Consider the following 19,678-nt stretch of genomic DNA (forward strand, 5'->3'; position numbering starts at 1 on the left):
CTATATTAGCGGATTTGAAAAACCTGATTGGTAGAAGGCATATCTATGTTATTTCTGCAACTCCAACAAGCGCGATTTAATTTCATTTGATGCAGGATTCAATTCGCTGGCCTTTTTGTACGAAGCGATAGCGTTCTGCTTTTCTCCTTTCAAAGCATATGCTGCGCCCAAAGCCGCAAAGGCTTTTGAAGAAGACGGATAGTTAATTGTATTCATCTCCAGTAGCTTAATGCCATTATTCAGGGTTGCCGGATTTTTTACTATCCATTGTGCCCAGCCATTGACATATGCTTCGTCAGGCAAAATCGGATAACCAAACTTTTGTGATAATTCTTTATAGTGTCTCATAATGATCTCGGGATTGATCTCCTCATCACTTACCGCAGGTAGTGGCCACTGGTGATAGATAAACCGAAGTCCATCATAATATGATTTGATAGTAACGGTCATATGACTCTCAACCGGATAGCTCATATATTCAAAATCCAATCCTTTGATGTTCCGCTTTTTGAGCAGGGAATCAAACTTTAAAACATCGGTATGAAATGTTGATCCAGGTGAAGAACCTTCATTGCCATCACTAAAAAAAAGTGTTTTCGATAAAGTTGATCCTGTTTTCATTTTTTTATCCGCGAGCTTCAGCAGGAATTTCTGATCCCACCAGAAGGATGGGCTCACGGCAATGTATGCGTCAAACATATCCGGATAATTAAGGAGGCAATTGATGGCTGTCAGCGCCCCGAATGAGTGTCCCGCAAAAATGCGGTAAGGTTGAGTTTTGTAATTTGAATCGATATAAGGTATAAGTTCTTTCTGAATGAATTGAAAAAGATGCTCATTCCCTCCGCTGTTCTTATACGGGGAATTAGCAGTGGTATCCGGTTTTCCATAATAATCAATATTGCTGTGAGATGGAGTGAGGTCACGGTTACGGTCTGTATTTGTTATTCCTACAATAATCAGTGGCGGAATAACATACACATCCTGCCGGCTGAGGTATTTAGAATATTCTACCATTTGGGTAAAATGATTGTCGGCATCCAGTATATAGACTACCGGATATTTTTTCTCCCGATTGTCAGCATCCTTTGGTGTGTATATCATTATCTTTCGATCTTCTTTAAGGATGCCGGAATGTATCGTCACCACTTCTCCCTGATCGGACTTAATTGGTTCTACCGTTTGGGCAATTGCCTTAAATGAAAAAAATAACGGTATAATAAAAAATAGGAAACCGGATTTCATATAATTTGGACTGTAAGTTAATTGTAAATATGACGCTTTTCCTGAAATAATCATTGTAAATGAATAGCTTTATGTCTCATTCAACAGGCCATATTAATTTATCCCAATGCAGGACAGCTCCTTCCCTTCCTTAAAAAGCAATGCGCGAATTGCTGGTTTTCTTTATTTGGTAGTTATTGCCGCCGGGCTGTTCGCACAGGTGTTTGTCCGCCAGGCATTAGCTGTTCCCAATGATGCAATGGCAACGGCCAGGAACATACAATCCCATGAGTTATTTTATCGTTTGGGCTTTTTCGCCGACCTGCTAAACTTTATTTGCGGGTTGCCGGTGATATTATTCTTTTACCTTTTATTTAGCCCGATCTACAAAGGGAACACCATCCTTGCGATCTTTTTTGTGATCATCTCAAATGCAATATTTGCGATGAATATTTTATACCAGTTATATCCATTGATAATTCTGGGCGGTAAAGAGTACCCGGGTATTTTTCAACCTGATCAATTAGCAGCGTTATCTGCCATGGCCCTGGACTTTCAATCACAAGGATATGCCATCGGGCTGGTGTTTTTTGGATTTTACTGCATCATAATCGGTTGGCTTATCTTTAAATCATGGCATATCCCAAAGGTATTGGGCATATTGTATGCCGTTGCGGGGTTATGTTATATCCTTAACAGCTTTATAATGTTCCTTTCACGCGGCTTTGCTAATCCCTTGTTCCCTTATATTCTGTTCCCATCCTTCATTGGAGAGGCTGCGGTTTGTTTATGGCTTATTTTTGCAGGGATAAAAGAAAATAAGGTCAGTTAGCCTACTCCATTAAGCCTGATTTTTAGTCATAGCAAATAAATTTTTACTTTCTCAACATTTGTGAAGGCTTTTTCATTTTTGTCTTTTCATCTTTGCATCAATAACAACAATAAAATTTTAAAAAATGAAACAGGTATTTATCAATCTTGCAGTAAAAGACATTCAAAAATCACTGGAGTTTTACACTCAAATTGGGTTTGCAATCAATCCGCAGTTTTCTGACGACCAGGCAAAATGCATGGTTTGGAGCGATGCAATTTTCGTTATGATTATGAGCCATGAAAGGTTCCAGACATTTACGAAAAAACCAATAGCTGACACAAAAAGCAATATTGCAGGCCTATTTGCCTTATCAGTTGAAAGTGTTGATAAAATGAATGAAGTTGTTGTGCATGGATTAAAAGCGGGAGGAACAGAGCCAACGCCTATGATAGATTACGGGTTTATGCAACTACGGCGAATAGAGGACCTTGATGGACACACCTGGGAAATATTTTTTATGGACCCCACCAAAATGCCCAACCAGGATTAACCACTTAAACATGAGGTTGGACAAAAATCATGAACGCTTAGGAGAATACACGATACTTACCAAAAAACAAGGCGCTTGCTAAAAAGGAGCGCCTTGTTTTTGCAAGATAAAATCGATATTCTAAAAAAACATTTTGGCAAGTAAATACTTGCATTTATATTTGCAAGCATATACTTGCATTTATGAAAATCAGAAGAGATGTTTATCAGGCCATCGCCGATCCCACCAGGAGGGAAATCATTAACCTCATTGCAGCACAGTCGTACAACGTAAACACCGTCGCAGAAAAGTTTGATATGACCAGGCAGGCCATATCCCTGCACGTGAAAATACTGGAAGAATGCGGTCTGCTGATTATCAAACAAAGCGGAAGGGAAAGATTCTGCGAGGTACAGCTGGATCAACTTGATGAGGTAGTAACCTGGATAGATCAATCCAGGAAATTATGGACCAGGAGGTTTGAAAAATTAGATAAATACTTACAACAACAAAAATCCAAAGGTAAATGAAGACTAATAAAGAAGATCTTTTTATTACGTATCAGTTTAATGCGCCGCGTGAACTTGTTTTTGAGGCATGGACAGATCCCAGGCATCTGCAACACTGGTATGCACCGGATGGATGCACTATAGTATTTAAGTCGATAGATATTAAAGTTGGTGGTACATTTCATTCTGTTATTCACGATCCTGTGCATGGAGAGTGCTGGATTACAGGAGTATACCAGGAAATAACTTTTCCGGAAAAACTCGTTTTCACAATGGAGCTGAGTAATGAGCAAGGCACGCTACTCAGCGCAGCCGACGCCGGAAAGTCAAAAGACTGGCCAGCGGCAATTATTACCACGGTGACCTTCGAGTCGTCCGGCGGGCAAACAAAACTTACCCTGCATCAAACTGTTGCAGAAGCAGAAGCCAGAAAAACCGGCGCCTACCAAAGCTGGTTCAGCATGTTTGACCGTTTGAACGCGCTATTATCAACCGGTAAATAATATCAAAATGATGCACTGCTTAAAGCCTGCCTGGCTGTTTCTTATAATATGTCTGCTCAGCAGCTTCATTTATGTTTCAAAATCAAACCACGTGAGTAAAAATAAAGAAACGGTTACCAAATACATGGAAGCTTTCAACCAGCAAGACCATGCTAAAATACTTGCCTGCTTAACCGACGATATAACCTGGGTGCTTCCCGGCGTTTATCTGCACAAAGGGAAAGCTGCTTTTGATAAGGAAATTGAAAACGAAGGGTTTACAGGCAAGCCCGTTATCAACGTATCCAGGATGACAGAAGAGGAAAATGTAGTCATCGCAGAAGGCACCGTTCAAGCCAAAACAAAAAATGGAATTATTGTCAACCTTGTATTCTGTGATGTTTTTGAAATGGAAAACGGGTTGATAAAAAAGCTGACGAGCTACCTGATGACCATAACCGATAAAAAATAATTTCAGGGACCCGGGCCCGGTTTCCCTGGCACCCGATTTCCAAATACAAAGGATAGCAGAAAATTTTAGTTCCATAATAATATGATGCAATTAGTCCGCCAGATAAACCAGGTAACGGAACCGCTCATTACAGCAGCAGGCGTTGTTTATAAAAACAGCGATAATGCTATTATCCGGATAGACAACCATCTTTCAGTTACCAAAAGTGAACCAGATACAGCGCCTTTTGTGCTTGCAGCAATGGTGAACCGGGAAGTGATCATCCGGACAAAGGACAAGATCATTGCCTGGGATACAGATAGCAACGTCAAAAAGGAATATCCATTCAATTATACAGGCAGCCTGCAGATCAAGCTGCTGTATGATGATAACATGATCATCCGCAATAAAACGGCTGACGGCTGGAAGCTGAGCAAATATAATTTCCGGGATTCCAACCTTATCTGGGAAGCTGATGGCGCCTATACCCACCTTTTTACCGGCAACGGAGATCAGTTGGTGGCTACGCATACTGAGAAAAAGCAGTTGCTCTCCTGTTTGAGCGCAACAAACGGTCACCTTCTGTGGGAAGTAAACATAAATGAACTGGGACTGCCTGCAGGTAGTTATGAGATCATCGGGCGTCCGCAGTTGGAAGGAGGACAAATATACGCGGGCGTCACCAACGGCCAAACAGACTATTTACTTTGCCTCGATACCAGTAACGGCCAGTTATGCTGGCAGGCGCAAGGTGCAGGTATGAGATTCCAGGCTACGGATCAGACTATACTGTGTTTTGTGAATACGGAAATATGGCAGGTCAATGCCTCGGACGGCACACGCCTTCATAGCGCGGACCTGTCATCGCGCATTAAGTCTGCAGGTATCGATCCTTATTCCAACGTAATATTCAGGAATAATAAAATATACCTGGCAGGTATCCTGGACACCATTATCAGTGAATGGAATATACAAACCGGCGACCTGTTATGGCATTACCGGATACACGATAGCAATAAAACAGGCCTCAGAGGTATGATGATCCCTGCAGCCGAAGATGTATTTTATGTATTTGATAACCGCATGTATGTGCTGGATTCAGAACAGACCTTACATGTATTTGAAAAAGCGTAAAAGTACCTACATCACACTTGATAATTAAGCACCCAAAATATTCTGGATTCTATTAAATTCTCACGAAATTAGTGCATTCACTATTTTAATTGACAAGCATAGATAAATCCCAATCAACGATCTGGCCAACCATACCTCAAGAATAACGCGCATTTTCCCTAATATGTGGCAAAGGCCGGATTATCATTCCCTTAATCCGCTTCGTGGCTATAATCGCCAACTGCTCTATGAAGGACTCCATCAGATGAAGATGGATACACTGCCCGGCAAAATATACTCCTACTCCAACATGGCAGTGGCGTTGCTCGGTACCATTTTAGAGGACACTTACAAACAGGATTATTTTACAATCTTATCCAATACCATTCTTATGCCTTTGCAGATGAAAGATACCCGCATCGACATAGCATCACTATCGGCCGGCCGCATCGCCTGGCCCCATAATGAGCTGCGACAAGTGGTGCCCTTATGGGATATTTCTAAACTCCCTGCTATGGGCGCGCTACGGTCCTCTACGGCCGACATGGTTAAATTTATCAACGCCAACAACCATGAGATAAGCCCGGCGATAGCGCTGTCGCACAGCGTAACATTTGGCACCGAAAAGGAAGGTATGGGCCTCAATTGGTTTATCCATAGTTCGCCTCAAGGATATAAAATTCTTGAACACAGCGGAGGAACCGGTGGCTCACGCAGCTCGCTGGAATGTTTTCCCCGGCTTAACGCCGGTTTCGTAATACTTACCAACAGCCTTGCAAATCGTAACAACCTCGAAAAAGAACTGGCAGCTATTGTGGCTTCGCAGCCAATCTGAACTTCATGAAGTACCGGTGAAAGCCAATCGGGCGCATTTCGTGATGCATGAAAAATTTTCAATCCCGCCTGAAAACATGTAGCGTTCCCTGATCATCAGTAATGAATAAATTACCGTTGCAACGCATCGTCAGAAAGCTCCATATTTCAGAATTATCTGCTAAGGAAAAAGTGCTCAAATGCGAAACAGGGAGATGATTACCGGCATTTTTACGTGGAAACGGATTACTCTGTTTTATTCCGTCGTCTCTCAAAAAAATCGCTCTTTTCGCCAATGGCTGTTTTGAGACAGTTCATAATTTCCTCGTGAAAGTCCGTGCCTGCCGCGTTAAGAGGATCAATAGCCTTTACCAGCAAAGTGCGCAGTTCAAAAAGCTGCTCCCGGTTATACTTCTTTGAAGCCTTTACCAATTCCAGCTTCATCAGCTCTTCCTGCTGATTTTGTTTGGGGTTAAATATTTCGTTGATATGGCTGCATTGGTGGCAAATACCATTCTTGTTGATTAACGCACACCGGTGCTCAAAAATATTTGTCATCGTATTCCTCGCATCGTTCAACAGGTGTTTGATGACCCCTTCGGTTTTGCCAAGAATAAGGCAGATTTCCTTTACCTGAAAATCGTAAATGTCCTTTAAGATCAGCGCCACCTGGTTTTCTATGGGCAAGGTTTTTGAAATACAGGTGAAACAATAGTCTATATGTTCTTTCATTTCATAAGCCCCTGCAGGTGACGTATCATGCGTCATCCAAAAAACCTCCCGGATCTCCTCCGAACTGATGGCCAGATCTGCCGCCCGGTCCTGGGCATCAGCCTGCCATCTTTTTAATTTCCGTAAGTGATCGTAGGCGAGGTTGGTGGCTATTCTGAATACCCAGGTTTTTAGCGATGATCTGCGGTTAAACGTTCCGATTTTAGTAAACGCCCTGACAAAGGTATCATGGGTCAGGTCATCTACGTCGTTCCGGTCGGTAACTAAACGGTACAGGTAGGATTTCAATTGATTTTGAAATCCGGCAAACAGTGCCTGGAAGGCATTGATATCGCCGGCTATTGCCGACAGAAGAAGCTCCTCTTTTTCCATTAATATAATTAATCAATAACGAGATAGTTGCGGCCCCGCCAAAGGGCCACAACTACTAATGTACCACAAAAAGGATACTATAAAATGTTCAGCTTGCCGCAATCCACATCTACAATATGACTGTTAAAGGCTACCCCCGTTTCAGAGGCCAGGAAGGCGGCCGTTTCACCCACTTGTTTCAAGGTCGGACTTGTTTTTAATATGTCCAGGGACTTGTATTGCGCTACCAGCTGTTCCACGGGCATTCCATATTGTTGTGCCGCAGCATTTATCCACCCGGAGATCCGCCTGGTTTCCATCAGGGCGCCGGGACAAATACACATTACTTTTATACCATCTCCTCCCCATTCGGCAGCCATCACCCGCGTCAATCCTTCAATGGCGGCACTGGCGGCCGTAATACCCGCCACATTAGAAAGCTTGGACCGGGACAATGCAGCCGTAAGTAGTAAGATAGTCCCTTCGGACCGGCTTTGCATCATATACCTGGCTGCTACCCTTGAAGTGAGGAATTGTGAACCGCAAATCTTCTCCATAGGAGCCATAAATTGAGCAAAGGTGGCCTCCGTTGTTGGTGGACGCCCACCCATCTCGTCATAGTTTGCCCCGATACCATTGAAGACAACATCCAATTTACCGTTGTCTGCGACGACTTTTTTTAAGAAGTTGTCTATTCCAGCCTCATCCAAGGCATCCACTCTGGCGGCTTCCGCACTTCCACCATTCGCTTTGATTTCCTGTGCCAGTGTTTTTACAGCATCGAGATTCCGGGCAGTGACATACACTTTTGCGCCGTGCCGGGAAAATGATCGCGCCACTGCTCCCGCAATCTCACCGGATGCCGCAAATACTACGGCAACTTTGTCTTTTAGATTTTGCATTTTGTTTCAATTTATCTTTTGACGGTTAACCCGGCTAAATGATCGGGATTTTTCAAAAAAATAAATTACACTTCCTATTTTATTGGATATAAGTAATTTTTATATTTTTTTAAATAAAATATTTAGCAACGGAGATTTGCACAACCATCTTAACCAATCATTAGATACAAACAAAATAGACGGGAGTCATCGTCAACCGTCCTGACACCATCCTGCCAGTGGAGAACCGGCGGGCTGGTGTCAGGCAAACGAATCATTTTTGCCTGCTGATCTTCGATTACATACCGCTTATCAAAATGAATACCGCGCGCCTACCTGCATTTGCCACCTCGACGCAAATGGATCCACAGAATAAGGCTTACCGGGATTTACAAACTAGTAAAGCGGGTAACTCTGAGAGGATTTGGCTGGTATATAAGGCAATAATCCTACGCTTGAAGTGGAGTTATAGGTATTGGGAGAAAAATAAGCTTTGCCCCAGTTTGCATTCAGCAGGTTGGTAACGTTCATATGTCCAGGCTAAGGGTAATGGTCTTTACTTTAGATGGATCATCTGCGGTTGTATTCAAATGAAGGTCCTGCGCAAAGTGAAAGTCGGCACTGGCATTCCAAGGTGTTCTGCCTGCATTTCGCTCGGTGAACGATCCTCTCCGGGAGCGCAGATATTTATTGCCATCAATAAACGCATCAAAGGCAGCCGCCTGCTCCGCCGCGGTTTGCGTTTCAGTGGGCGCAAAGAAATTAATAGTCTCCTCTTTGGCGGGTATATAGGCCAGTGAGACCTGCTGAGGTGTATTCTGCGGGGTATAATTCACGAAGCCATAAGTAAATGGCGATCCTGATTGTGCAGATACAAACAGGAAAAAAGAGCTTACCCATGTTTTATTCCAGGCCTTGCGGTAGTTGATATTACCTACTATCCGGTGGCGGATATCAAAGTTGGAATAAGCCAGCTGCGGATCATTGGGATTCAGTGCCTGGTTCAGCTGCCAGTTAGATTCAAAAGAGTTACGAATGCCATTGGCCACGTCCTTGGATTGCCCATAGGTATAAGCCAGTGAAAAGCCGAAGCCGGACTGAAAAACACGGGCCACCTGCCCGGTAATACTGTAACGGTATCCCTTAGAAGTGTTGGACATTTCATACGCATTGGCAAACTGTGGGTTCAGGTTGTTCTGCCCGGGGAATACCGGTTGATACTGATGGTTCACGGCCGAATCAAAAACGGCATAAGTGGGGCGGTCTGTGAGGTTAATTTGCTGGAACATTACATCTTTGATCGTTTTGGTATAAATCGCTTCAAGGGTATATTTAAAACCATTTTTATCCTTAAAATCAACTGCCAGGCTTCCACGCAATACCTTTGGCATAACAAAGCTGTTATCTATTACATCTACCTGTGTTTTGCCGGCATTTTTTATCCGTTATCACCTGCCCGTTATTACCCGCAAAATCACCAATGCCGTGGCCTGGTTGGTGTTGCATGGGATCTCCCTGGAAAATATAAGGCGGGTTGCCATCCGTTTTCTGATCGTAGGCGCCATAGGTGTCGCCATTGTTATAAAAGGCATAGCCTAACCAGGCAAACGGGATCCGCGAAGTAAACATACCCACACCGCCTCTCAGCACCAGCGACTGGTCGCCATAGGCATCAAAACGGAAACCAATCCTGGGAGAGATCTGTATCTTGCCCAGGTAGCCACCGGTTATCTGGTTCAGCGGCGTATAAGTATAAGTGGTGCCAAACGAGGGATCCGTAAAAGTATTGCGGGTCTTATCGCTTAATATTTGTTTAGTGGGCACGCTTGCCAGGTCAAAGCGCAGGCCCTTGGTCAAAGTAAAACGGTCTGTAAGCTGTACTTCATCCTGGATATATGCGCTGTAGAAATTAACGTTAAACACTGCGACCGGGTTTCCCATTATATAATCGCGGCTGTTATTTACATAGTTGTAGCTGCCTTGTACCCGTTCAGGGTTGTTGTTCAAAAAGTCGTCTATGCTTTGGTAGGTAACCCTGCCATTCCATGAGTTTACAAAACCATAATTGATCCGGTACAATTCATTGTGCGTACCGATGGTAAGGGTATGTTTACCCAGGTTCCATACCAGGTTGTCCGTGATCTCTATGGTACGCTGGCGCTGGTTGAATATAGAAGCTTCCCTGTCTGTACCAAAGAAGATGGTGGTACCCGGCTTACGGCCCCACGATCTGTACCTGCGGAAACGAAGCATCGCTCAGCGGTGTACGATAGTCATGAATGCTGGTAAATCCTACGATGGCATTGTTGGAGAAATTGTTATTAAACCGCGTTTTCAGCTCCGCTACCGTAGAGGTCTGGTTATTGAACTGCTCATACGCAATACTGCCAAAACGAAAATCAAACTGGTCACGTTCCAGATTAATGGCTTTGGAGCGTATGGTATTGTTGCGGATCGCCAGCTGGTTCCGGTCATTAATGTTCCAGTCCAGGCGGTTAAAGTACTTCTCCGAGTTGGCGTAGGCATTATAAACGCCTGCCGTACCGGGATCAAAGTTATAGTGATGAACACTATAGTCGATAATGCTTTGTGCATCCGCCACACTGAGAATGCCGTTAGCAGACGGGCTGCCGGCTACCTGTTGTATGGGGTCCTGCCGGCGGGTAATTTCTTCATTGGTAAAAAAGAACAGTTTGTTTTTAATGATGGGGAAACCTACCCTGAACCCTGCCTGGTAATCATGAAAATCTGATGGCATTTTTGTATTCAGTTCAGAGCCGGTATGGTCTGGTCCTACCAGCGTGGCATTCCTGCCATAAGCGTATACGGAACCATGCACTTCATTGCTGCCGGAGCGGCTAACGGCGTTGATGCTGCCGCCGGTGAAGTTACCGATCTTCACGTCATAGGGCGCCAGGTATACCTGCATATATAACGGGCTACACTATACAGGTAGGAGAAAATCTTTTTCTGCAATACAATTTGTTTCCGTTGTTCTCATACGCTTAAAAAAACGTCCTGGGTCACATCTTCTGCATCATTGCGGTTATCTATATGCTTAAATACCAGGGCAAAGATTACTTCAACAAAACAACGGTACACGGATTCAAACGCCGTCTTGTCATCCTGCTGGATGCGTTGCCATAAGTCCTGATCATTCCAGTCATCCATTTGCATAAATGCAAATATAACAGCTGAATATTACGCTATTATTATCTTTTGGTGTCGCTCCCGGCACTGTCCCATTGCGTTATTTTATTTTGATTACTATCAAGCCCTTTATGGCGATTCGAATAAATGGAGTATTGAAACTACCATTAAAAATGGTATAAAAATACCACATCACCTGTGTAAGCCGGCTTCGCCTTGCCTTTAATACTAAGCGTAGCACCAATTACTACTTTGGTAACTCCTCTTAAATCAACTATGGAATTGAGTTTCGCTTTCAATTGTACTTCGTCGTTTACAAACACTGCCTGACCAAACTTAAACCGTTCTATACCGTAGTTAATTTCCATTTTAACGTTCCGGATGTCTGCAATTTGCTTCCATAAGTAAGGAATTAACGCCAACGTCAGATAACCATGGGCAATAGTCGTTTTGAAAGGCCCCTCATTTTTTGCTCTTTCCTCATTGCAATGGATCCATTGATGATCCAGTGTTGCATCCGCAAATTTGTTGATCTGTTCCTGGTCTATTTTATGCCACTCAGAGCTACCTATCTCTTTACCCTCATACGCTTGATATTCTGCGAAACTGTTTACAATTACCATAATTCTTTCTTTTATTATTATTTATAGATACAAGCGCGCCCAGGCAATAAACTCGCCAGGATAAACGGATTTCCAACTTACTTCTATTTCTTCAAGTATCCAAAACATCAGTCCAATTAATTTGTTAAAAGGACATCAGAAAAACAAAAAGTCCGCTATGATAGCGGGTTTCCAGTCAAACCAGGCTCTATTCACTCAGTCCTGCCAGAACAAATCTTCCTGCTGCTGATCGTCTGAAAATAGCCAGACCTGCGAAATTTTCCCGTCTTTTACTTCAAATAAATCGACCCCATTCATGTCTATGCTTTGGTTCCTTTTGTGGCGGTGAATCGAACCGGGCAAGCTATCAAATTGTCGCTTTCCATTAATGCGCCACTCGGTTTAACAATCAAACTTCCTGCTACCTGCGCCATCATTGCTCCAAGCATATTACCTATTTCTTCCAGCCCATTTTTAACCCCCGAAAATTTATTGTTCCCTGGTTGATGCCACCTGGCATCCGGTGCAAAAACCGAAAACGCTTTAGGAACGCCTCCATTTTCAAGCGCTTTAAAGTAGCATTCAATTATTTCTTTTGATGTCATTTATTACCGGTTTTAAAGTGTATAATATTTACCTGTCCCAGAAGTATTTACCGGATGCTTAAAATCCAGCGTTTTTATCGCAGGCATTGCGCGAAGGTATGTATTGCTTACCTTTAGGAAAATGCTTTTCTCCGTATTATCTGAAAGCAGCTTCCGGTATACCTCCGCTTTGTTAATCGCTTTCTCCAACCTGGATTTTTCTATAGGTTTAAGCAGGTAGTCGATGGCGTCCAGCTTCCAATCCAGGAAAATTTCCGAAAAACAGCCAATATCATTAGCTGGTAAATAATGGACGGCTTGTTTTCCCTGTTGCTGCGTCCTTTTTCAATTTCCTGCGTCTTACTGTTGTACATTATTCTTCAACACAAAAATTACCTGTTAATGGAAAAGAAAAAAGGTCTGATGCTATGTTTTAGGAGTTTGCCGCTTGTTGTAGTCGCAAGTACAATGATCAATGCATCGCTATCCGCGCAATCCGTACATCCTTTAGAACCAATATCCAATCATTACAAATCGTTGGCGGCAATGAATCCGGCTGCGGACCCTGCAAATGCAAGGCTGGATACCATTACGTTCCCATGGAGTGAATATAGTAAAGGAGCGCTCGCGAATTCACTCATGCGGACCTACTATCTTAGTAAAGAAGATGAAGAAAAGCTGCCTGGTTACATTAAATATCCAGCCAATAGTTCCTTACAGACCAGGGCTGAATTGGATTATATGCTACAGTTGCAGGCAAAAAGAACGTCTGAAGAAATCCACAGGGCAGAATATATAGCCAACATCGGGTCGTGGCCAAACATAATAAACCCTTTGGACGCTGACTATGCCGAAAACCGCAAACAACTGTTTTATATTGCCGGCCCGGTTGGTGATTGGTTCAATGATCAGAATTTTCCCGCCATCACCCAGCTGATGTTACATTGTATCCAGGATATCAGAGTAACGGAATTCAGGTTAAAAAGATATTTTAAACGCCCACGCCCCTATCACCTGGAGCCCCGGCTATACCCACTGGCACGGATTAGTTCCCCGTCCTTTCCCAGCGGACATACCCTATGGTCTTTTACAGAGGCGTTAATATTCAGTGAAATAATACCGGAGAAAAGAGCGCAATTTATAAAGATGGCAGAAGAAGTCCGTTGGTCAAGGGAACTAATGGGAATCCACTACCCCAGCGACAATGAGGCATCGCGGAATTTAGCATGGCACCTGCTTACCAGTTGGTATAAATCCCCCGCATTTGTAGCAGATATGGAAATGGCCAAAATAGAATGGGCCAGGAAAAAGGGGATGTACGATACTAAGTAATTACTAAAAAGCTACAGTGCCCTTCACGGACCTGTAGCTTAACACTTAAATGACGGTATCGCTGGCACAATAATTTTTACCCGGAGGTGAGTTCTTACAACAGGCAAGGATATTCCCATATTTATCAAACTCATATTCACAGCAACGTATAATTTCTTCTTTCAGTTTTTCCCTGGCTCTTTGTACTCTGGACTTCGCTCCTGATAAAGAAATGCCCATCTTCCCGGCAAACTGTTGCTGCGTCAATCCTTCCAGTTCTGTAAATACAAGCGCCTCCCGGTAGATTTGTGGCAACGATTCAATCATTGGCCGGAGGCAATCCGCAAGGCGATACTCATGCTCTTCAGCAAAAACTTCATGATCCTCCGCCATTACAGGTGCGGCATCAATGGCTATATTTTCACGAGTGCGGCGATAGTAGTCTGTTACGGCATTATTGGCTATCCGGTACAAATATGCCCGGATGTGCTGCGCCTTTTCTATCTTTCCAATATTTATAAATATTTTAAGATAAACATCCTGTAGAATATCGTTACAATGATCGCCTTGATTCACCTTCTGGCAGATGAATCTTTTCAATTCCGTACTAAATTCTTCCCAGATCGAAATATGTGTAGGTTGCATAAACAACAGCTTAAATACCGGTTCTCAAACTTTCGGCATAGGCATCAGGTAGGGGGCTGTCTTCTACCGCTTTAGCGGCCTTCTCCACATCATATTCAAAGCGAATAAATTCCACCTGGATGCTTTTTTTATCATGAATACAGCTATGGTCATTGATATGCAGCATCACATAGCCTCCGCGGGGGTCGCCGTCTTTAGGCTTCCCTACGGATCCAATGTTAATGGCGTGCCTGTAGTGTGGATTCCCCTCCGCTTCAGCCGACAAGATCCTGTGATAGGGCTTGTGTGTATGGCCAAAACACATAATGTCGGCATCTGCATCAGCCATAATTCTCAGCATACTTTTTTCTTCCCGGTCTTCAAATAAATATTCATTGATTTTACGGGGACTGCCATGTACAAGGAGCAGGTTCAGCTTATCATTATTTAATTGAAATTCCACTTTGATGTGGGCAGGCAGTGTACGAAGGTATGTACGTTCGTCTTCGTTTACAATCTGGTTGGTGTAAGAAATCGAAATACTGCCGTTAGCTTTCTCCATCTCTGTTTTGTAAGCACAGCCACAGTCGTTGCTTGTTCTGCCAATTCCAAAATCGTAGTTGCCGGCAATCGCAGGAATACGACGTTTTCTGATTTCATTGATTACCTCGTTGGGCCAGATATTATATCCTACAAAGTCGCCCAGGCAGTAAATGGCATCGGGTTTTCTTTCATCAACATCTTTAAAGAATGCTTCCAGAGCCGGTAAATTTGCATGAATATCGCTGAACAAAGCTATTTTCATAAATAGAATAATTGAAGATTGGATTAGATGTTCTTAGAAATATTAACGATCAGCAGCAACCGCCTCCAGGTGTGCAACATTGGGCAGCTTCCAATCCTGCCGGAACTGCCAATGTTTCCGTTTTTGGTGTACCACAGGTCATACCACGATCTGTTGCTTTACATTGGGTAGCATCCGGCTGCAGGTTTACTACCAGGTTATCTCCATCCAAAAGGAATTCCTTTGGATACATCTGCCGGGTATCAAATTCAGCATTGCCAAATTCAATTTTCACGGTGGCTTTGGGATTTAAGTCGATGCTGCGTTCCACCAGGTCTACTATCTTCAATGCTTTGTTGACTGCCATAGCGCGATCTGTTTGTACTTCAACCGGTTCCCATAATTGCACAATAATTTCTGTCCAGGCGTTTACTTTGCCGCCGCAGTCTACGGAAGTTATAGGAGCCTGTTTGATTTCTGTGATATGATAAGAAGGTGCTACCAGTTTGTCCTCAGCATATTGAAATTGGAGGATTTGTTCCGGATGTTTTTGCAACTGGTCTTTAAAACTCTGCCAGTTCATTTTTGAATTACTCATCTTATTAAAAATTTAAAAGTTTTTAATTATGTTTTAACAGCGGTTACCGGCGCTTCCACGATTTTGCTGTACCAGCGTTTACGAAGCCAGAAGGCGACGTTTACCAGTGCAATCAATGCAGGTACTTCTACCAGCGGTCCGATTACGCCTACAAATGCCTGACCGGAATTGATTCCAAATACACCAATCGCCACCGCTATGGCTAATTCGAAGTTATTGCCGGCTGCGGTAAAAGCGATGGAAGCATTTTTGGAATAATCTGCCCCTGCAGCTTTACCTAAAGCGAAACTAACGAGGAACATGATAGCGAAATAAATTACCAGTGGTATAGCGATTCTTACTACATCCATAGGAATTTGTACGATCAGTTCCCCTTTCAGGCTGAACATAACAATAATGGTAAACAGCAATGCTATTAATGTAATGGGAGATATAAATGGTACAAACTTTTCCTGGAACCACTCTTCCCCTTTCCATGCGATCAGGGAGTATCTGCTGATGATGCCCGCTGCGAATGGAATGCCCAGGTAGATACCCACGCTTTTCGCGATTTCACTGATAGAAACCTCCACTGTGATCCCCTTCATTCCAAAAATGGTTGGAAGCCAGGTGATAAATACATAAGCATACACGCTGTAAAGCAATACCTGGAAGATACTGTTGAGTGCTACCAGTCCGGCAGCATACTCGCGGCTTCCGTCTGCCAGCTCGTTCCAGACGATTACCATTGCGATGCACCTGGCAAGGCCAATAAGAATTAAGCCGGTCATGTATTCAGGATATCCATGCAAAAAAAGTACTGCCAGGCCGAACATCAGGATAGGGCCAATGATCCAGTTAAGCAGCAAGGATAAGGACAATACTTTGGTATTGCGGAACACTTCGCCCATCTTGTCATACTTTACTTTCGCCAGCGGTGGGTACATCATTAATATTAACCCGATTGCCAGGGGAATATTAGTCGTTCCCGAGGAAAAGGAATTGATGACCCCTGAAGAGGAGGGAAAAAAATATCCGATACCTATTCCAATAGCCATCGCCAGGAAGATCCACAATGTCAGATAACGATCTAAAAAGCCCAGTTTCTTACGTTGAGCAGGATTACAATTTTGCATAGTATTTTTATCAGGATATTATTAGACGCCAACTTTTTTGCTTCTTCGTTCCAGTAAAAGCGTATCCCGCCAGGTATCACCCATTTTGCCGATGCGTTCCCGTCGCCCTACTATACGGAAGCCGCAGGCTTCATGTATTTTAATGCTGCCGGTGTTTTCAGGAAAGATGCCTGCCTGTAAGGTCCAGAGTTTATTTTCTTCGCTTTGCTCAATTAATGTTTGCAGCAATGCTTTTCCGATTCCTTTGCCTTGTGCGTTCGGCGCTACGTACACACTTACTTCTGCAACGCCTGCGTAAACGCATCTGCTGGAGACCGGTGTTAACGCCGCCCAGCCAAGAACCCTGTTGTCCTCCGTCGCTACCAGGCGGCAATTTTTTAAATGTGACTGGTCCCATTCTTCCCAGGAGGGCGCTGCTGTTTGAAAGGTAGCGTTGCCGGTGGAAATACCTGCTTCATAAATGGCCAATACTTGTGGACCATGTGTTGCTGTCATTGGAAGGATAGTCATAGAAAGATGCTTTTTCAGTATTAAGTATGACTTCGTGATTATATGAAACGTGCCGCAACGAGGTGCTTAATAATAAACCCCCATCGTATAATTGTAATATTGCGATATATATAAGCAAATTTTTTTAACAGCAGGATTTAATCTCCGCCGCCTCTTTGAAGAATGCTCCAAGAATGCTATGGTATTGGTTCCAGACCTTTGGATTTATACAGTAGCAAACACTGGCTCCTTCAATAGTTCCCTGAATAAGACCTGCTGTTTTCAACTCCTTGAGATGTTGCGAAGTGGTTGCCTGTGCCAGGCCAATCTCGTCTACGAGATCGCCGCACACGCAAGCGTTCTTTTTAACGAGATACTGCAAAATAGCTATCCGGGCCGGATGTGCCAGCGCTTTAGCCATATTGGCTATATCATTTTGTTCTTTGGTGAATAAATCCGATTTGGTAGCTCCCATAAATGTTACCTCTTTAGCATATCGCAATATTACGATTAGTTTTGAAACCTGCAAAAAAAGATTGCTTTTTAATAGAAAAAAATCACACGATATATATCCAGGCAGTTTTGAAGAAGGAAATCTTCCAGATACATTGATTTGAAGAATCAATAATTTGCAACCATGCAGCCAATCATCACAGAATAATTGGCGGAATATATTCATAGAAAAACAATTAAGCAACGAACGAAATGAGATACTTTTTCTTCGCAGTTTATTCGTCCGCCAGTAATTCCAATATCTTCTGCAATACATCTCATTTAAAATTTATTCAATTTGTATAGTTTGGTTATATTTAGAAAGGTAAACCACATACATTCAGTCAAATCTCTTTTAAGTCAGACGATTTATCACTATTATTCTCCCGGATAACACCTATCTTTCCAATCGATATTTAGTTACTCACGACTGATATAAGACTGCTGATATAGGGCCACCCCATAAATTATCCCATTACCAGATGTAATCCCATAGCAGAAATTGGAGGTAGGAAGTTACCTTAATGAACTCACATTATATTCTAAAAAGCATTGTTTGGCTTCTAAAACAAAAGAAAAATGAATACTCAACCTCAATTAATTTTTATTCTAATTGCAATTTTTGGTTCCATTTGCCAGGAGCTGCTCTATTGGTATGAATTAAGAAACAAACTTGATGCGAAAGAGAACAAAAAATTGCTTCATTCGAAGCCTTATTGGGTTATCACTTTCGTTATGATTGTTGTTTCCGGTATTGGAACATGGCTTATCTTTTACGATAAGGAAGTAGATTTCCCAAACAAAATACCTTTTGTTCTAGGCGCCGCTTTCCCATTGGTTTTTAAGAAAATTGTAGCGGCTTTGCAGCCAAGACATTTGGGAGATCTTAAAACCGCTAAGGCAAAAGTTGAATACAGCTTTGAAGATGTCTCTAAAATCTATTTCAAATGAATACCTCAAATAAATTCATTTTTATTCTTTTGTTCTTTATTTCTTTTAAAAGCAATGCATTTGGTCAAATCCGGTACTTCTTAAAACTTTTCGAATCAAATGATAAAAAGTATATCATTTTAATTGAAAAAGAATACGGAGACGGAAAAGAAATAGCGCATATTGAAGATGAAAAAGCTTTTAATGACTACAAAAAAAAGTTGAAGGAAGAACGGAAAACAGAGATCGCCATCCCGGGAATCTTTAAAACAAGAAAAGAATTTTTAGATCTAAACTATAACGCAATAGGGCGGGACTCAAGAAAAAAAGCGATAGAGATTTTGGCCAGTGGCCCAAAGGGCGGCGTTGACGACATTCACGCCGGCAATGCTTTTCCTAAAGCCGGATTACTTTCACCTGGACTACCCCAAAAAAAAACCTCAAATAAAGCGTTATCCCTTTCCAGAGAAAGAAATAGTCTTATAAACGTTAAAAAAGCACAGGTTTATATAAGCATCCCTGAATCACCAGATGAATTTAAAAATATTTTCGATACACCGGATAACCAACAATTGAACGACTGTATAGGCATTAAAAAAAGAATCTGTAACGAAAAGAATACAAATGTCCATTTTGTAACCAGTTCAGATTTATTGACAAATGGAATTATCAATTCACCGGATGACATGCCAATAATCTTAATTGGCCACAACGAAGATGGGGAATTTCGTTTACCGGATGGAAGCAGGAAAAAGTTTGAACATATGGACAGTCTTGCTAATGTAGCAAAACGTAGTATTATTTATTTATCATGTAACGCAGATATTTTTACAAACAGCCCCTCCGCCAACTTTTATTTGACGTACCATGATGGAATTGCTATAACTAATAGAATAAATAATGCTCTTTTAAAAGATGGAAATTTCTTGTCTAATGAAACTATCACAAACATTTTAGAGGTATATGGTAAAGAAAAAAAGCTGAAACTGAAATACAAAATAACTATTTATACAATTTCAGTTTCAGGACTTGGGTATACACTATATGAAATTAAAGATAGACGGTAGAAAAATATACAAATAAAGCCTCTAATAAAAACG

At 42.4% G+C, this 19,678-nt stretch carries 26 protein-coding genes; 10 read left to right on the forward strand and 16 right to left on the reverse strand.

Going from position 1 to position 19,678, the window contains the following annotated elements; translation table 11 throughout:
- Positions 1 to 48 precede the first annotated feature (48 nt).
- Complete coding sequence (locus QFZ48_RS00755) at positions 49 to 1,245, reverse strand: alpha/beta hydrolase (RefSeq protein WP_429060670.1); 1,197 nt, start codon at positions 1,243 to 1,245, stop codon at positions 49 to 51.
- A gap of 106 nt (positions 1,246 to 1,351) precedes the next feature.
- On the opposite strand from QFZ48_RS00755, the gene QFZ48_RS00760 reads away from it, so the two are divergent.
- From QFZ48_RS00760 to QFZ48_RS00790, 7 genes are all read left to right on the forward strand, one after another.
- Positions 1,352 to 2,056, forward strand: coding sequence for a DUF4386 domain-containing protein (locus QFZ48_RS00760; RefSeq protein ID WP_429060672.1), 705 nt, complete (start codon positions 1,352 to 1,354; stop codon positions 2,054 to 2,056).
- Between the two features lie 124 nt (positions 2,057 to 2,180).
- Positions 2,181 to 2,588, forward strand: coding sequence for a VOC family protein (locus QFZ48_RS00765; protein WP_429060674.1), 408 nt, complete (start codon positions 2,181 to 2,183; stop codon positions 2,586 to 2,588).
- A 182-nt stretch (positions 2,589 to 2,770) separates the two neighbouring features.
- Positions 2,771 to 3,097, forward strand: a complete 327-nt coding sequence (locus QFZ48_RS00770; protein ID WP_429060676.1) for an ArsR/SmtB family transcription factor — start codon at positions 2,771 to 2,773, stop codon at positions 3,095 to 3,097.
- The gene (locus QFZ48_RS00775; RefSeq protein ID WP_429060678.1) at positions 3,094 to 3,579 is read left to right on the forward strand and encodes an SRPBCC domain-containing protein; all 486 of its coding nucleotides are present in this window, start codon (positions 3,094 to 3,096) and stop codon (positions 3,577 to 3,579) included. The genes QFZ48_RS00770 and QFZ48_RS00775 overlap by 4 nt, the downstream gene beginning before the upstream one ends.
- A 91-nt stretch (positions 3,580 to 3,670) precedes the next feature.
- Entirely contained in the window at positions 3,671 to 4,030 is a 360-nt protein-coding gene (locus QFZ48_RS00780) for a nuclear transport factor 2 family protein (protein ID WP_429060680.1), read from the forward strand.
- An 81-nt stretch (positions 4,031 to 4,111) separates the two neighbouring features.
- The gene (locus QFZ48_RS00785; RefSeq protein ID WP_429060682.1) at positions 4,112 to 5,143 is read left to right on the forward strand and encodes a PQQ-binding-like beta-propeller repeat protein; all 1,032 of its coding nucleotides are present in this window, start codon (positions 4,112 to 4,114) and stop codon (positions 5,141 to 5,143) included.
- A gap of 112 nt (positions 5,144 to 5,255) precedes the next feature.
- Complete coding sequence (locus tag QFZ48_RS00790) at positions 5,256 to 5,957, forward strand: serine hydrolase domain-containing protein (protein WP_429065443.1); 702 nt, start codon at positions 5,256 to 5,258, stop codon at positions 5,955 to 5,957.
- A 224-nt stretch (positions 5,958 to 6,181) separates the two neighbouring features.
- Here the strand turns inward: QFZ48_RS00790 and QFZ48_RS00795 are convergent, their stop codons facing one another.
- The 9 genes from QFZ48_RS00795 to QFZ48_RS00835 all read right to left on the reverse strand — a co-directional run bounded on the left by QFZ48_RS00795 (position 6,182) and on the right by QFZ48_RS00835 (position 12,256).
- Positions 6,182 to 7,039, reverse strand: coding sequence for an RNA polymerase sigma factor (locus tag QFZ48_RS00795; RefSeq protein ID WP_429046485.1), 858 nt, complete (start codon positions 7,037 to 7,039; stop codon positions 6,182 to 6,184).
- Positions 7,040 to 7,116: 77 nt separating this feature from the next.
- Positions 7,117 to 7,920 carry an SDR family NAD(P)-dependent oxidoreductase gene (locus QFZ48_RS00800; protein WP_429046483.1) on the reverse strand — a complete coding sequence of 268 codons (804 nt, stop codon included), beginning with the start codon at positions 7,918 to 7,920 and terminating at the stop codon, positions 7,117 to 7,119.
- A gap of 375 nt (positions 7,921 to 8,295) precedes the next feature.
- Positions 8,296 to 8,430 (reverse strand): hypothetical protein, encoded by a 135-nt coding sequence (locus QFZ48_RS00805; RefSeq protein ID WP_429046481.1) that lies wholly within the window; start codon positions 8,428 to 8,430, stop codon positions 8,296 to 8,298.
- Positions 8,427 to 9,290: a hypothetical protein gene (locus QFZ48_RS00810; RefSeq protein ID WP_429060684.1), complete on the reverse strand. Its 864-nt coding sequence runs from the start codon at positions 9,288 to 9,290 to the stop codon at positions 8,427 to 8,429. The genes QFZ48_RS00805 and QFZ48_RS00810 overlap by 4 nt, the downstream gene beginning before the upstream one ends.
- A gap of 10 nt (positions 9,291 to 9,300) precedes the next feature.
- A complete protein-coding gene (locus QFZ48_RS00815) occupies positions 9,301 to 10,152 on the reverse strand; it encodes a hypothetical protein (protein WP_429060685.1) in 852 nt (283 codons plus the stop codon).
- Complete coding sequence (locus tag QFZ48_RS00820; RefSeq protein ID WP_429060686.1) at positions 10,115 to 10,828, reverse strand: hypothetical protein; 714 nt, start codon at positions 10,826 to 10,828, stop codon at positions 10,115 to 10,117. Before QFZ48_RS00820 ends, QFZ48_RS00815 begins: the two co-directional genes overlap by 38 nt.
- Positions 10,829 to 10,896: 68 nt before the next feature.
- Positions 10,897 to 11,076 carry an RNA polymerase sigma factor gene (locus tag QFZ48_RS00825; protein WP_429046478.1) on the reverse strand — a complete coding sequence of 60 codons (180 nt, stop codon included), beginning with the start codon at positions 11,074 to 11,076 and terminating at the stop codon, positions 10,897 to 10,899.
- A 140-nt stretch (positions 11,077 to 11,216) separates the two neighbouring features.
- Entirely contained in the window at positions 11,217 to 11,672 is a 456-nt protein-coding gene (locus QFZ48_RS00830; RefSeq protein ID WP_370911817.1) for a MaoC family dehydratase, read from the reverse strand.
- A 299-nt stretch (positions 11,673 to 11,971) separates the two neighbouring features.
- Positions 11,972 to 12,256, reverse strand: coding sequence for a nuclear transport factor 2 family protein (locus tag QFZ48_RS00835; RefSeq protein WP_429060688.1), 285 nt, complete (start codon positions 12,254 to 12,256; stop codon positions 11,972 to 11,974).
- A 525-nt stretch (positions 12,257 to 12,781) separates the two neighbouring features.
- Between QFZ48_RS00835 and QFZ48_RS00840 the strand changes: the two genes are divergently transcribed.
- Positions 12,782 to 13,567, forward strand: coding sequence for a phosphatase PAP2 family protein (locus QFZ48_RS00840; RefSeq protein WP_429060689.1), 786 nt, complete (start codon positions 12,782 to 12,784; stop codon positions 13,565 to 13,567).
- A 45-nt stretch (positions 13,568 to 13,612) separates the two neighbouring features.
- Here the strand turns inward: QFZ48_RS00840 and sigZ are convergent, their stop codons facing one another.
- The 6 genes from sigZ to QFZ48_RS00870 all read right to left on the reverse strand — a co-directional run bounded on the left by sigZ (position 13,613) and on the right by QFZ48_RS00870 (position 17,835).
- Positions 13,613 to 14,191, reverse strand: a complete 579-nt coding sequence (sigZ, locus tag QFZ48_RS00845) for an RNA polymerase sigma factor SigZ (protein ID WP_429060690.1) — start codon at positions 14,189 to 14,191, stop codon at positions 13,613 to 13,615.
- 10 nt (positions 14,192 to 14,201) lie between these two features.
- The gene (locus tag QFZ48_RS00850; protein WP_429060691.1) at positions 14,202 to 14,975 is read right to left on the reverse strand and encodes a metallophosphoesterase family protein; all 774 of its coding nucleotides are present in this window, start codon (positions 14,973 to 14,975) and stop codon (positions 14,202 to 14,204) included.
- A gap of 49 nt (positions 14,976 to 15,024) precedes the next feature.
- Positions 15,025 to 15,552, reverse strand: a complete 528-nt coding sequence (locus QFZ48_RS00855) for a DUF6428 family protein (RefSeq protein ID WP_429046472.1) — start codon at positions 15,550 to 15,552, stop codon at positions 15,025 to 15,027.
- 26 nt (positions 15,553 to 15,578) lie between these two features.
- The gene (arsB, locus tag QFZ48_RS00860; RefSeq protein WP_429060692.1) at positions 15,579 to 16,667 is read right to left on the reverse strand and encodes an ACR3 family arsenite efflux transporter; all 1,089 of its coding nucleotides are present in this window, start codon (positions 16,665 to 16,667) and stop codon (positions 15,579 to 15,581) included.
- A gap of 21 nt (positions 16,668 to 16,688) precedes the next feature.
- Positions 16,689 to 17,177, reverse strand: a complete 489-nt coding sequence (locus QFZ48_RS00865) for an N-acetyltransferase family protein (RefSeq protein WP_429060693.1) — start codon at positions 17,175 to 17,177, stop codon at positions 16,689 to 16,691.
- A 124-nt stretch (positions 17,178 to 17,301) separates the two neighbouring features.
- Complete coding sequence (locus QFZ48_RS00870) at positions 17,302 to 17,835, reverse strand: ArsR/SmtB family transcription factor (RefSeq protein WP_429060695.1); 534 nt, start codon at positions 17,833 to 17,835, stop codon at positions 17,302 to 17,304.
- A gap of 392 nt (positions 17,836 to 18,227) precedes the next feature.
- Between QFZ48_RS00870 and QFZ48_RS00875 the strand changes: the two genes are divergently transcribed.
- Entirely contained in the window at positions 18,228 to 18,599 is a 372-nt protein-coding gene (locus QFZ48_RS00875) for a hypothetical protein (RefSeq protein WP_429060696.1), read from the forward strand.
- Complete coding sequence (locus QFZ48_RS00880) at positions 18,596 to 19,645, forward strand: hypothetical protein (RefSeq protein WP_429060698.1); 1,050 nt, start codon at positions 18,596 to 18,598, stop codon at positions 19,643 to 19,645. Before QFZ48_RS00875 ends, QFZ48_RS00880 begins: the two co-directional genes overlap by 4 nt.
- Positions 19,646 to 19,678: the final 33 nt, after the last annotated feature.

The organism is Chitinophaga sp. W2I13, assembly GCF_050434005.1.
Classification (GTDB): Bacteria; Bacteroidota; Bacteroidia; order Chitinophagales; family Chitinophagaceae; genus Chitinophaga.